Genomic DNA, 13,361 nt, shown 5'->3' with positions numbered 1-13,361 from the left:
ATCAGAAATGATGAAAACCGGACAAAATAAATGTTGAAAAGCGGTCATTAGGCAGTGTTGTTGACACCGAATGCTGCATTGCGCAAAACGATGCAAACACCTGCACCGTGGGAACAGAAAAAATGATCTCCGCTCCTGATCCACTCTGCGCCGAACATCTGCTTTCCTCATTCTGTTGTGGCGTGGAGTCTATGGACAACTGGCTGAAACAGCGGGCGATGAAAAATCAGCTAACGGGTGCATCCCGTACATTCGTTTGCTGTGATGATGCTAAGGTACTGGCGTATTACTCTTTGGCCTTCAGTGCCGTGATGACAAACGCTGCATCCGGACGCTTTCGCCGCAATATGCCTGACCCGATTCCAGTTATAGTGCTGGGTCGTCTGGTGGTAGATAAATCATTGCATGGTCAGGGCGTTGGCCGAACGCTGGTAAGGGATGCCGGGCTGCGGGTGATTCAGGTGGCGGAAACTATCGGCATTCGCGGGATGTTGGTTCATGCACTGTCTGATGAAGCGCGGGAATTTTACCTGCGGGTGGGGTTTGAACCTTCACCAATTGACCCGATGATGTTGATGGTGACGTTGGGGGATTTAGTGGAGAGTGTCTAAAAAGATCCGGGAACCTGAGTTGCCCGGACGAAAGGCTCGGTATTACGTATTACTCCACCAATTGTTCTGCTGGGCTTTTGGGAATTATATTGGCTACCTTGCTTTTATATTTCCGGTCTAGTTCCGCTGAATGGCGTGAAGCACATACTCCAAGAATTGCAGCACAAGCTCCAAAGAAAACAGTTTTTAGCGAGGACACATTGTAATCCCTCCGACTTTAGTATCACTGTCATTGAGAGTTTTCGGCCAGTTTTTGTCGTGCATAAATAACCGGCGGCAGATTTCCGAGTGAGCTGTGTGGCCGCTCTTCGTTATATTCTGTACGCCAGTTTTCTGTTAAATATTGTACCTCTGACAATGCTTTAAATAGATACATATCCAGCATTTCTGTTTTGTAACCGGCGATACCGCCAACCCAATACACTTTTCTGCCCGCCAGGCTGACTTCAAGCGCCACACCAATCACGCTTGCAACGGTCCGACTGAGTACGGCCACGTGTTGTGACTTGTCCTCTGCCGACAAGCTCGCCACTACGTTGTCTTTGCCGCCGTTCCCGACTACGGACAGCGTTTCTCCCTGCCGTTTCAGCAGCATATTAGTGGCGCCCGAAGTTGGGCCAGGCTAGTTGATGGGACGTTTTACATTCCACATTGAATGGGAATTTTTGTTCTGCTTCATCCATGACCTCCCGGTTATAGGCAAGATAGAGCACCCTGCTGTCAGGGTTCGCTAACGCGAACCGCACCAGTGTGGACGTTTCTCCGGTGCCGGCAAAAGCCTTAACCACCAGTTTGCTTCCAGACCAACCGATGATGGCGGACTGTTCAGGTGTATAACAATAAGACATCAGCAGCACTCCGCAAAGCTTGACCGGCGTTTATGCTGCGCAGGTCAATACGACGAGCACCACAGAAAAACCTTTTTCCAGAAGAGAAAGTTTCCCATAGTCAGTCGTTTTCAGGTTGATAGACAGTTATCAACCCAGCATTGCTGGCGTCTATTAATGTAAAATCAATGAGCAATATCGATACTTCCGAAGGCAATCCCAAAGCCAAAATACTGTTATTTGATTATGATTTTTATCAATTTTCCCTGGTGCCAAGAACAACAAAACTCAGGTGAATTTATGACGGGGTGTTTTGACGATTCACAAGAATTCGTTCAAGCGCGAAAAGTCCACCCTCAATGTTATACGCATCCCTCCTCATCGTCAGGCACCCCCTACCAACTCTGAGTTGGAACTTCCTCTGGTGTTGTACGTGCTGGTATCACCTGAGCGTTATACTCATCTGAAAGAAAATAAGCATAACGCTCAGAAGATTGAGCTCGTTCTCTCTGGCTTCCACACTCCGGCTTCTTTTTATCAACTTAAATGACATTGTGTCAATAAAATTGATACTTTTACGATTTATTCAATCATTGTAAGATATCACAACCCGCTCTTTTCATTGAAAAACACAACTTTGAGTGTAAAATAATGACTGTTTTTTAAGCTGAATTTGGCCAAAGGTGGGAGATGGAAATCAACAATAAAAGTGCTCTGGGGGAAGTCATTGCCAAAGCTTTGGCGATGAGAGGTATTCCAAAGCAAAAGCATATCAGCCACACCAGCCGTGTATTAGATATCACAACAGCTGCGGCACAAAAGAAGCTGACTGGGGCCTCGAACTGGGAAGTATCACAACTGATTAGAGTGATTGACTCTATCGGTATGAAGATGAGCGACTTCTTCGACATATATAGCTATTCAGTAAATGAAGTACATACCGCGATCTGGAACGATGGAAAGACAAATGTTAAATGCAAAATATATTTAACAGACATCAATTCCAATGGCCCAACGGAGTACTCAGCTTTAAAAATCAACGACGAATGGGTTGTGTTCCGTACTGATGATATAAAAGATGACGTACTATTTGAGTCAAAGCGTAATATTGAAATTATTCAGCTATATCCTCAAAAGCAAAATGTAAAAAAACACCGAATTGCAATTCTTGATGACGACAAGAACATAGTAGATAGTCTTCAGGAAATCATTGGCAGTTATGAATATGTTGTAGACCCATTCTATAGCATAGAATCATTAGAAGTGAGCCTGAAGAACAGCCCTTATGACGCCTATATACTGGATTGGGTTGTTGGGGCGAGAACCGTTTTTAACACAATAAAAGAAATAAGAAACTCAGAGAATAAAAATGCCATGATCCTAGTTCTTACTGGACAGCTACTAGGGATTGCTGATAGCGAAATCGCAAGTGCAATAAATGACTATGATATTACTGGTCCTCATGCAAAACCGATTAAAGCCAGTGTTATAAAATCACTAATCAACAAGCATTTTCCTAAGTGAGTAATTATGAACAATAGTTTATTAACATATACCGGAAGCCTTTTACTTGATGGAAGGTATATTGTTTCTCCTTATGGGGTGAGTAAAGAGCAGCTATGTGGAGATATTTCCCCACTATGTATGCCAATGATCCACAATAACGCAATCACCAACATTTCGTTTGACTACTCAAAAATTAAAAGTCTGTCTGTCATCAATGGACTAGGTGTGACCCTGGGGGATTCTATAATCGGTATATCTGCACTGCATGCAATTAAAAATATAAATCCCAACATTATTATCAGAGTCATTCGCCCGGAGAACTGCCCTAATTATGTTAATGAAATTTATACTCTAACGAAAAATATAATAAATGAAATTCACTTCATGCCATTTGACATCACCAAGGCAGCGGAATCCGAACTAATAATAGACATAGGGAATCAACTATATTGGGAAGATTTTAACAAGTGGGAGATGCACGATTTCTTTTTAAGAAACCTTGGTCTCGAACATAACTTTATTCCTGTTGAGTTCAAAAGCAACTCATGGCTAAAAAATTCCACCCTTGATAATAACAACCTAGGTGAATATGTTCTGTTCTGCCCTCACGCAAGTACAAAAATAAGAAGTATACCGCAACAGTATCATAGAAAAATAATATCTGAATTAAGCGATAAATTTAAGGTTAAAGTCCTTGGGTTCAGTGATGTTCACCATAAAAATTACACTAACATTACTGAGTTATCAAAAAGCACTGCTTGCTTTGCATCTATAATAAAATATGCAAAATACCTCTATACATGTGACTCCGCAGCCTTACATATTGGCGCTGGTTTTAACATACCAACCACCTGTATTTTTACAACAGTGAAACCAGAGTTTCGTAGTCTATACTATACTCATTGCGAGTCTGTTTACATCGGAAATGATAAAACAGAAGGGATCCATAATAGTGAAGATGTAATTTTAGTTAATTCAATAAGTAAAGAATTTGAGATTTACTATGCGTAAGTTAAAATCACTGTCCACATTATGCATACTTACTTTATTATTTTCAGTCCCTTCTTTTGCAAAGATTGGGGATCTCTATATAGATGGCAACATAACCAATAAAAATCATGGTAGCGGATATTTGTTAACCATGGATGACTTTAATAAACTAAAAAAGTCCCATATAAAAACAACTACATCCTGGACTGAGACTGGACACGTGGTGGATTTCGAAGGGGTAAAATTCAAGGATTTATTGACACTTGTCGGGGCTCATGGCAAAACGTTAAGAATGAGGGCACTGAATGACTACTGGGTCGACATTCCTTTATCTGACGTAGAGCAATACGATATTATTCTAGCAAACAAAATGGATGGCGTGGGTCTGAAGGTAAGAAACTTCGGTCCCTATTTCGTTATTTATCCTTTAGATGGATTTTTCGAAAAACTCAATAGCCCAATATATCAAGCTCGTTATATCTGGCAAGTAAATAGTATGACGGTAATAGAAAAATGAAGCTAAAACGGATCTTGATTCAGTACGTCGTCGTTTTTTTGATTCTAACCGGCGGTTTTGTGTGGATGTATGAACAGTATTTCTCCACAAGCCATAATATGAAATCGGCAGGCCCACAAGAAAACTATGCATGGGCAATAGCTAAATTCACGATCAGGCTGGCAGGATTTGATGAAAATATTGAGCGTCAGTTACGATTGGGGAACATTGATAAAGAAGAATTACAAACTGAGCTTGATCTTCTTTTTTCGAGCTCTAATGTTTTACTTCATGAAAGTGTATCAACCAGATACTTATTTGAAGAGACTGGTTATGCTACAGCTGTAGAACAAATAAATGCTAACCTGGAAAATATCGATAACGAGTTAAATAAAAACACTCCTGACTACTCGATCATCCTTAAAAAAATTGAATTAATAGGGCAAGATAATAAAAAACTTGTTGTTATTTCAGATCATGCAGAAGTCAGACAGCGAAATATTATTCAACAGGACTATATCGATAAAGGAAACTCTATGAAGTTTCCAGTTGCGTCACTGTATTTCTTGTTTTTGTTGATGCTTTTTATTTCATATCGACAAGTAAAATACATTAACAACCAATTAGAATCAGAAAAAAAATCCTTTAACAACAAAAACGCTTTCCTTGGAGTGTTGGGTCACGAATTGAGAACTTCACTCCAGGCAATAATATCCTCGGTAGAGGTGATTACTCAGAAAGAAGATGGTACTGCATTCAATCACTTCGAACGTTTGGAAAATGCTGCCATGAAAATGGAACGTCAAATGAAAGACCTTGCTGAATTTGCCAAGGTTGATAACGGTAACGTCGAAATAAAAAGCTCATCATTCAACTTACATAAGCTTGTGCATGACACCGTCGAACAAAGCATTTCCGTACTGAACAAGAACGATGTCAATGTAAGCTTGGAAAAAGTTTCAGATGTATATATAAAAAGTGATCCTTCCAGAGTCATGCAAATCATAGAAAATATTGTCACCAATGCCATAAAGTACACCGAAAATGGTAATGTACAGATAAATGCTATTGTTCACGAAAAGTCTAAACTGGTCATTAAGGTCGAAGATACGGGGCAGGGTATCCCGAACGATAAAATAGACGCCATATTCTCTCCGTTTGTACGGGTCGAAAACGACAACAAAGTGCCCGGTTTTGGGATGGGGTTGGCTATCGTCCATGGTGTTGTTAAAGCCATGAAAGGGACTATTGATGTGAAAAGTGACATTGGTAAAGGAACTGTGTTTACCGTTTCATTACCCATTGAGCTGTCAACACCTGCAGAGATTGAAATTATCACCGATATCGATGACAAACCTTTTTCCGCTAAGGGGATTAGTATATTAATTATCGATGATAATGAAATGGCATGCGAATCCTTAGTGTCAATTCTTCAGCATGACTTTTCAGTTGAATATACAACGTATCCAGAAAGAGCATTGGAGAAATTATATCGGAAATCGTTTGACCTTGTTTTAAGTGATCTACAAATGCCTATCATTACTGGTGATGACCTATATAGAGAAATCAAAGAGAACAGCGGTCCAAACAAAAATACACCGTTTATATTCATTAGTGCATATACCAGTAAAAGTCCAATCAAAGGCGTGGATATTTTAACAAAACCCGTAAGGTTAAATGATATTAAAAAATCCATAGAATCCGTGTTTTCTAACAATTCTATTGTATAAAATACACAGTATATTTATATAACCCAAATATGCCCTAATTGCGTCAGTTCCCGGCGTAATTCTTTAAAGTTATAGACTTCACCGCTGTAAGAAAGCGCAACGCTGCCCCTGGTAGATTTGCCGCCATCGCTTCCAGCTCGCGCCGACTGGCGTGAAAATTACGGCTAAACGTCGCCCATCCTGCAATTCCGCACATGGATACTTCTCCCAAAAAGAAACGTGATGCTCTGGAAAATCCGCACTACAACCGCACTACAGCCTGTTTATACCGATTCAAAATCAAAGCGGCGGATGAAACAGTCTCTAGGCATATTCACCGCAAACTGTATGCAATCGATTAGGGACTCCGAAGTCAGTCGATCCTTTGAGGTACGAGAAACCTGCCCGTCGCCGACGAATGGATCGCTGTTGTCAAATTTGGGCGGGTACAGGGAAATCACGCGGATCCCCTCTTCACGCAGGCGCAGGGACAGAGTTTCTGCCATACGCCCCTGCCCGGCTTTGGCGGCATAAAAGGCGGCATGGCCTTCACAGTCATGGGTGAGGGGGTGAGCGGAAGAAGAAATAATGTTCACGATATCCGGCCGCTCAGATTGGCGTAACAGTGGCAGGAAATGTTTAATCATCAATACCGTGCCCGCCGTGCAGGACATGATGACGTTGGTAATTTCCTCATCACTGGCGGCATCAAGTTCCTGACCTTCTGCCCACGGGCTGCCGTTGTTAATCAGCACATCCACGTGACCAAACTTATTTTCAACGGCCTGCGCAAATGCCCGGATGCTGGCAGGATCCGATAAATCACAGGCAAAAGCGTGCACGCGGGTACAGCCACACGCCTGAAGCTCGTAACGCACTTTTTCGGCCGCTTCGATATTGCGCGCTGAAAGTAGCACCTCTGCCCCAGATTTCGCATAGCGAATTGCCAGAGAACGCCCCATTTCACGGCCCGCACCGGTGATAACTACACGCAAATTAGGATTGGACATAACATTGATTCCTGTTATTAAAAGTAAATTGTATTAGCCCGATAAAACAATTTTTCGGTTAGTTAATTTGGCAAACCTGTTCCCCAATATCCTCGGGGGATGATGTTGAAATAGCCTTCATTGCACTCTGAAAGTACGTGAGAACTTGCGATAAAACCTTCCCGATCGTGCTTCCAGCCGTCAAAATCCAGACCAAGCAGCTTGAGAATATATTCGCTGCCCTCCGGCATAATTGGCTGGGCAAGAGTGGCAAATTGCTTTATGGCCCAAAAATTAAGGGCAAAAGTGGTGCGTTGATAATCGCGCAGCGCCGGTTGGGTTTCATATTTTGACTGTGCGTTAAAGAATTTTTGCGTTAACCGCCCTGTAAGTATCCCGGTAACCAGAACCATCCACTTTTAGATCTTTTTCTGCATACTCATCTGCGGATGGTGCTATGTGTAAGGCTCAATGTAAATGCATTGAATTCCCTTCAAACCCCCCAAAACATAAGGTTGATAGCATTCTTGATCTCATCCGCGTAGTCGCCGAGATCCGCAATCACTTCGCCAATGACCTCAACAGGAACGCTCGATAGTTCAGTCGTCATCAGCCGATAATCTTCGCTGTCGATGCGGATCAGAGGAAACAGCGTTTTATTCACTTTATCAGACAGATGATGCGATTCGATAAGCGGGATGACCATCCGTCGTTTTGGCGTCTCGACAATATCGCTTTGCACATCGACAAACATTTTGTAGTGGCTGGCTCTTTTGTATTCATAAACAATGAATTGCATGCTCACCAGTTCCTGTTTTCATCCGCAAAGGAGCCATTCTGTGCGATAAATCGGGCGACTTCTTCCATCCCTTCGCGGTTTTCTCTCTTCCACTGCTCAGCCTTGATGCGGCGGGCTTCTTTGCCAATGGCATCGTTCACCAGCCCGGAAATATTGACTCCGGCAGCACTCAGAACCTGATAATTGTCTTTGTCCACGGTAACGCTGACACGGTGTTTCATGATAGTAATCCTCTCTTATGCATACTGTGAGTATATACTCAGCATGGTTGTTCAGCAATTAGCCAAGATTCAATTCCAACTCCTTCAACTCCTCAAACGTATAAACCCGAAAAACATGGCGGTGCTTCGTTTCCAGCCGGATGTGTTGACGGTTAATGATGGCGTATTTCACGCTATTGAACAGCAGCTCAATAGCTCGTTTTTTCTGTGGGTCTGGCACGATGTAAAGAATGTACATCCAGTGCTTATTGGTGCGTGCCAATAGTTTCAATCGCGATGACCGTTCTATTCGGGAGCGTTGTCACCCCATCCGGGCGGTGTTTGGTCTGATAACGGCGGCGAAAGGCGGTTCGGTCGCCGTGCAGCCACCCATAAGCGCCTTTTTCTCCAGAATAAGCCGGGCGAGCTGGTTATTAAGGTGATGTTCCAGCGTCCAGCCAGTGATTTTGGCAGGTTCAAAACGTGCAGGAAAAACGCCATCCTCAGATGTGATGACAGCGGCCAGCCCGTCACGGGTGATCCCCCTCAGCGCAATTTTTATCGCCTTTTTGTGTTGACGTCATGCTTTTGGATCAACCCCATGCTGATGGCCTTTGCCAGCAGCAGATAAAGCGGCTTGTGGTGTTTAAAATCGAAAAGCTGCATCAGGGTCTTAAAATCGCCGTAGGTTTCTTCTTTCAGAAAGGTGAGCAGGACTCGCATCTTTTCGTGACTATGCGCCCGACGCTCACGGTAATCAAAAGTCAGCATACATCCTCCTTCGCTCCTGCCTGTTCGGCTTTCTTTACCGCCAAGGCGATAGCGGAAATACCATAGCTTAGCGCCGCTGGCGGATACCGTGAGGTACAGGCCTTGCGAGTCGGTGAGCTTGTAAGATGTTGTGAGAGGTTTTGCGGATCGGACTTTGCTGTCAGTTAACATATGAGGGTCACTCCCGTTCATCGAACTGAATGACCCGCAATCTGACCCACAAATTCCCCAATACGAAGGGATAAATCAAAACGTATCGGAAAGCGTTTTTACGCCAACTGATTGAATCATAACAATATAGGGATTGATAAGGAGGCATAAAAAAGGAAAGGTGGTGCCGGACTCGGAATCATACTCACGATTAGCTTACTGTTAATTATATATTTTTTTGATTTTTATCGTAAACAGCGCCCCCACGAAAGCCCCCATAAAAAATCGCTTTGTTTTTGTGATGGTTGTCATGAAAAGCCGCCTGAGCGATTTATCACGTCGCACGCCTTCACATCAGAAAGTTTAAAAAGTCTCCTCACTGTCGCGCCACAATAGACAAAATCACCAATAAATAAACTCAAACGACAACGAGCACCTGAACCAAACAAGAACCCGTCAATACTCCCATGCTTCAAACGCCAGCGGCATCTTATTGAGCAAATCCCGGCGCTCGCGCCAGTTAGGGATAAAGCGGTCCATATGCAGGCGAAAGCGTTCGTTATGATGACGCTCCAGCAGGTGAACCAGTTCATGCACCAGAATATATTCCAGACACTCTGGTGGCTTCTTGACTAGTTCCAGATTGAGCCAGACTCGCTTTGTGGTGGTATTACAGGTGCCCCAAAAGGTTTTCATTTTTTTGATGCCCCAGAACGTCGGGGAAACCCCAGTTCTGGCCTGCCATTCGGGCAGTAATTTGGCAACCTGTCGCTTCAACTCATGCCGATAAAAGTCGGTTAATACCAGCTCCTTATTTTCATTGCTGGTTCCCGGCTGGACGTAAAGCTGGAGTTTATTGTTTCCCGCGACCTTCACCTCATGACGTCCCTGACGCTCAATCACAAACAGGCGATATTTACGACCCCAAAGATAGTGGCACTCTCCGCTGACCATCTCCCGCTCGGACTGGCGGGGCTGTCTGGCGAAATCCTGCTGCTGTTTTCTGATCCAGCGAAAGCGGGACGCAACCGCCATCCGTATCGCCGTTTCCGTCATGTGTTCCGGGGCTGAAACGCGGACTTTGCCATCGGGAGGCAGCACGTTGATATGCAGGTTCTTAATCGCCTTACGATTAACCTGCAAGCGCAACGTGCCTATTTGCATGACCGGCATCAGTGGTATTCCTTTTGCTTGCGGGCAAGCTCAAGCACGTCATCAATATTGACGTCATAGTTGGCGGTTTCTTCGCGCAGTGCGCGGGAAAGTTCCCGCTCCTTAAAACGATCGCCAATCCACTCCGCTTTTTTGGTATAGCGGATCGTCGTATCAATACGGGTTGCCAGCACCTCGTCATGGCCGAAGTTATCGTAGAACGCGCGCTTCGCCTGCGTATCCATCGTATCAGGGTAGGATGTCCCGGCGGTTTGTTCCGGGCGAATGACCTGTTTGCTCAAATCCCGGATACGCTCCAGATACTGCTGGTAATCAAGCGCATTCTGGCGGCGAAGGGTAATCAGCTCATCCAGCAACAGCGACATGCGCCCGTAGTATTTCGGGTTCACCGGGTTTTCATCCACGATGGTTTTACGCACGTTGTTTTCGATGGTTTCCGCCATCGCATCCTGATTATTGCGGATCTCGTCCGGCAGAGCCGCGGTCGCTGCTGCGCCTTTTTCAACAATCAGCTCAATCAGGCTTAACTCTTCGAAATCCATCAGCACTTCGCTACCGTCGGCGCGAACGTACATATCCAGCAGGTGGCGCATGGCGGGTTCAAAGCGCTTCATGTCTAGCAGATCGCCGCTGGTCAGTTTAATGTCATAGCGTAGTTTTTCGAATTTAATGACTTCGGCGCGGATGTTTTCCACTTCCTCATCGGTATAACCCGCTTCCGGCATTTCATTCGCCAGGCTGGCGTAAGCGCGCAGCAGGCGGGCGACATTCTGATAGAACGACAGGCGCAGCGCCTCTTTTTCGCCTAATATCGTCTGGTTTTCCCCCGACTGACCGCAGAAATAGTGCTGGTAGTCCGGCAAATCGCGCGGTGCCTTGACGGGTTCGCACAGGCTGCGAACCACCTCCAGCGCGCTGTCGAGATCCAGCCTTGCCTGCTCCAGACGATTTTTCAGCAGGCCATCAACATCATCCTGATCGTAATCGTCAAACGCGCCCGTGGTGTAATCAGTTATCGCTTTATCCAGCGAGCGGAACAGATCCTTATAATCGATAATATAGCCGTACTCTTTATCTTCCCCATCCAGCCGGTTGACCCGACAAATCGCCTGAAACAGCGTATGGTCTGTCATCGTTTTATCGATATAAAGATAGGTAGCGGACGGCGCGTCAAAGCCGGTCAGCAGCTTATCCACCACGATAAGCAGACGCATTTGCCCCGGCTCATTAATAAAGCGCTGCTTAACGTCCCGTTCGAATTCGGCGATACGCCCGGCAACCTTCTCTTCGCTTTGCTCAAAGTAGTCGGCCAGCATTTTGCGGTAGGTCGAGAATTTAAACAGCTTCTCGGTCAGGCCCGCGCCGGTTTCTTCACCTTTGATACTGGCCGAGTCGGGACGGAAGCTGGTCACAATCGCCACTTTTCCCGCCAGATCGGTCTGGCTGAACATCTCGTAAACCTTACAGGCCTGATACACGCTGCTGCATACCAGCATGGCGTTGCCACGCCCGTCCATCAGGCGCGGGCGGGTATCCATATCCAGCAGAATATCGTTAACGATCTGCTCCAGCCGCGACTTACTGGACAGCAGTTTCTGCATTGAGCCCCATTTCTGCTTAAGCTGGGTTTTGGCTAAATTCGACAGGCCGCGCGTTTTGGCTTCAAACCAGTCATCGACCTTTTTCTCGGACGTCAGATACTGGTCTATATCGCGGGCCTCATAGCGCAGATCCAGCACCACGCCGTCGGCCACTGCCTCATCAAACTTATAGGTATGGATATAGGGTCCGAACACCTCTACCGACTTCTTTTTATCTTTCTTCATCAGCGGCGTACCGGTAAAACCAATAAACAGGGCTTCCGGCAGAATGGCGGTCATCGCGTTATGCAACTTGCCGGACTGCGTACGGTGGCACTCATCGACGAAGACGAACAGATCGCCTTTGGCGCGGAACGTTTTGGTCAGGGATTGCTGCAACTCGCTGATGAAGTCGTCGGTTGCCGCAGTGTCTTCTGCTTCACTACGACGACCGAACTTATGCACCAGCGAGCAGATGAGCCACGGGTTAGGATGATTGAGCGTCGCGATAAGATCGTTGCCGCTGGAGGTACGATAAATCTCTTCATCCACGCCCATAAATACGCTTTCGATTTGTTCATCCAGCTCGGTGCGGTCGGTTACAATCAGCACGCGTGAATTTGGCACGTTTTCACGGATCCACTTCGCCAGCCAGACCATCGTCAGGCTCTTACCCGATCCCTGCGTGTGCCAGATAATCCCGCCTTCACGACGGGCAATATGCTGTTTAGCCGCCTCGACGCCAAAGAACTGATTATGGCGACAGAGTTTTTTCACCCCAACGTCAAAGGCCATGTAGTTATGGACGATATCCAGCAGCCTTGATTTGCTGCAAAGGCGGCTTAAATGGAAGTCGAGCTTATGCGTGTATGCGCCGGTATTCTCTTCTTTCCACTCCAGATAATATTTTTCCGGCGTTTCAATGGTGCCGTAGCGCAGGCCCTGCGTATCGTTACCCGCCATCACCAGTTGCATGGTGGTAAAGAAATTGCGGATAAAGGTTTTCTTCTGATTATCCAGATTCTGCCGGATGCCTTCACTAACGTGGACTGACGAGCGTTTAAGTTCAATCACGCCCAGCGCGATGCCGTTAACGTACAGCACCAGGTCCGGGCGCTTGCTGTATTCGCCTTTTACCGTCACTTCGTCGGCGATGGCGAAATCATTGGCTTCAGGATTTGCCCAGTCAATCAGCCACACGGTCTGATTCTGCTCGCCCGCGCCTTCCTTTTCCTTTACGCCGTAACGCAGTAGGCGATAGACCTCTTTATTGGCGTAATACAGTTTTTTGCCTTCGCCGAGCGCGGCAGCGGAATCCAGTTGCCGAAGCACGCGGGTGATCAGGGTATCGCTGACGCCGCGCCGTTTCAGCCATGCACTCAGTATGTCCGTGTCGATATTGCTGTCACCGGCATATCCTGCGCTCCGTCCCAGATAGCGGTATCCTAAATCCTTAACAAAAAACTGAATCAAACGCTGCTGTGTGGCGCGTTCGCGCTGGCCTATGGTGCTCAAAAGGCGCTCTCCTTAGAGCCTGTCCCACCAGGCTATTTTATTTGC

13 protein-coding genes and 3 pseudogenes are annotated in these 13,361 nt (G+C 45.8%); 5 read left to right on the top strand and 11 right to left on the bottom strand.

Features of this window, described 5'->3' with window-relative positions; all coding sequences use genetic code 11:
- The first annotated feature begins 122 nt into the window (after positions 1 to 122).
- A complete protein-coding gene (locus RS889_RS20535; protein ID WP_315708547.1) occupies positions 123 to 611 on the top strand; it encodes a GNAT family N-acetyltransferase in 489 nt (162 codons plus the stop codon).
- 229 nt (positions 612 to 840) lie between these two features.
- Here RS889_RS20535 and RS889_RS20530 read toward each other — a convergent pair.
- Both RS889_RS20530 and RS889_RS20525 read right to left on the bottom strand, forming a co-directional pair.
- Positions 841 to 1,005 (bottom strand): annotated as a pseudogene (locus tag RS889_RS20530) (integrase core domain-containing protein); the annotation flags it as partial.
- Positions 1,006 to 1,207: 202 nt separating this feature from the next.
- Positions 1,208 to 1,459, bottom strand: a complete 252-nt coding sequence (locus tag RS889_RS20525; RefSeq protein ID WP_315708546.1) for a hypothetical protein — start codon at positions 1,457 to 1,459, stop codon at positions 1,208 to 1,210.
- A gap of 669 nt (positions 1,460 to 2,128) precedes the next feature.
- Here RS889_RS20525 and RS889_RS20520 point away from each other — a divergent pair.
- The 4 genes from RS889_RS20520 to RS889_RS20505 are packed head-to-tail and all read left to right on the top strand — an operon-like array spanning position 2,129 to position 6,160.
- Entirely contained in the window at positions 2,129 to 2,962 is an 834-nt protein-coding gene (locus tag RS889_RS20520) for a helix-turn-helix domain-containing protein (protein ID WP_315708545.1), read from the top strand.
- 6 nt (positions 2,963 to 2,968) lie between these two features.
- Positions 2,969 to 3,955 carry a glycosyltransferase family 9 protein gene (locus RS889_RS20515; RefSeq protein WP_315708544.1) on the top strand — a complete coding sequence of 329 codons (987 nt, stop codon included), beginning with the start codon at positions 2,969 to 2,971 and terminating at the stop codon, positions 3,953 to 3,955.
- Entirely contained in the window at positions 3,948 to 4,451 is a 504-nt protein-coding gene (locus RS889_RS20510) for a putative pterin-binding protein (RefSeq protein ID WP_315708543.1), read from the top strand. The genes RS889_RS20515 and RS889_RS20510 overlap by 8 nt, the downstream gene beginning before the upstream one ends.
- A complete protein-coding gene (locus RS889_RS20505) occupies positions 4,448 to 6,160 on the top strand; it encodes an ATP-binding response regulator (RefSeq protein ID WP_315708542.1) in 1,713 nt (570 codons plus the stop codon). Before RS889_RS20510 ends, RS889_RS20505 begins: the two co-directional genes overlap by 4 nt.
- 43 nt (positions 6,161 to 6,203) lie before the next feature.
- On the opposite strand, the gene RS889_RS23915 is transcribed toward RS889_RS20505, so the two are convergent.
- The 9 genes and pseudogenes from RS889_RS23915 to RS889_RS20460 all read right to left on the bottom strand — a co-directional run bounded on the left by RS889_RS23915 (position 6,204) and on the right by RS889_RS20460 (position 13,316).
- Positions 6,204 to 6,356, bottom strand: a complete 153-nt coding sequence (locus RS889_RS23915) for a hypothetical protein (protein ID WP_425475093.1) — start codon at positions 6,354 to 6,356, stop codon at positions 6,204 to 6,206.
- A gap of 67 nt (positions 6,357 to 6,423) precedes the next feature.
- A complete protein-coding gene (locus tag RS889_RS20495; RefSeq protein WP_315708541.1) occupies positions 6,424 to 7,149 on the bottom strand; it encodes an SDR family oxidoreductase in 726 nt (241 codons plus the stop codon).
- Positions 7,150 to 7,211: 62 nt separating this feature from the next.
- Positions 7,212 to 7,541: a hypothetical protein gene (locus RS889_RS20490; RefSeq protein WP_315708540.1), complete on the bottom strand. Its 330-nt coding sequence runs from the start codon at positions 7,539 to 7,541 to the stop codon at positions 7,212 to 7,214.
- 80 nt (positions 7,542 to 7,621) lie between these two features.
- A complete protein-coding gene (gene ccdB / locus RS889_RS20485) occupies positions 7,622 to 7,927 on the bottom strand; it encodes a type II toxin-antitoxin system toxin CcdB (RefSeq protein ID WP_315708539.1) in 306 nt (101 codons plus the stop codon).
- 2 nt (positions 7,928 to 7,929) lie between these two features.
- On the bottom strand, positions 7,930 to 8,148 hold the full coding sequence (gene ccdA, locus RS889_RS20480) for a type II toxin-antitoxin system antitoxin CcdA (protein WP_315708538.1): 219 nt from the start codon (positions 8,146 to 8,148) through the stop codon (positions 7,930 to 7,932).
- A 58-nt stretch (positions 8,149 to 8,206) separates the two neighbouring features.
- A pseudogene (mobC, locus tag RS889_RS20475) lies at positions 8,207 to 8,898 on the bottom strand (MobC family replication-relaxation protein).
- Positions 8,899 to 8,922: 24 nt separating this feature from the next.
- Positions 8,923 to 9,069 (bottom strand): annotated as a pseudogene (locus tag RS889_RS20470) (Arm DNA-binding domain-containing protein); the annotation flags it as partial.
- Between the two features lie 435 nt (positions 9,070 to 9,504).
- A complete protein-coding gene (locus RS889_RS20465) occupies positions 9,505 to 10,221 on the bottom strand; it encodes a M48 family metallopeptidase (protein WP_315708537.1) in 717 nt (238 codons plus the stop codon).
- Positions 10,221 to 13,316, bottom strand: coding sequence for a type I restriction endonuclease subunit R (locus tag RS889_RS20460; RefSeq protein WP_315708536.1), 3,096 nt, complete (start codon positions 13,314 to 13,316; stop codon positions 10,221 to 10,223). Before RS889_RS20460 ends, RS889_RS20465 begins: the two co-directional genes overlap by 1 nt.
- Between the last annotated feature and the right edge of the window lie 45 nt (positions 13,317 to 13,361).

Source organism: Brenneria uluponensis (assembly GCF_032395385.1).
GTDB lineage: Bacteria > Pseudomonadota > Gammaproteobacteria > Enterobacterales > Enterobacteriaceae > Prodigiosinella > Prodigiosinella aquatilis.
Note: the sequence above shows the minus strand (reverse complement) of the source record. Positions and strands in the feature narration are given on the sequence as shown.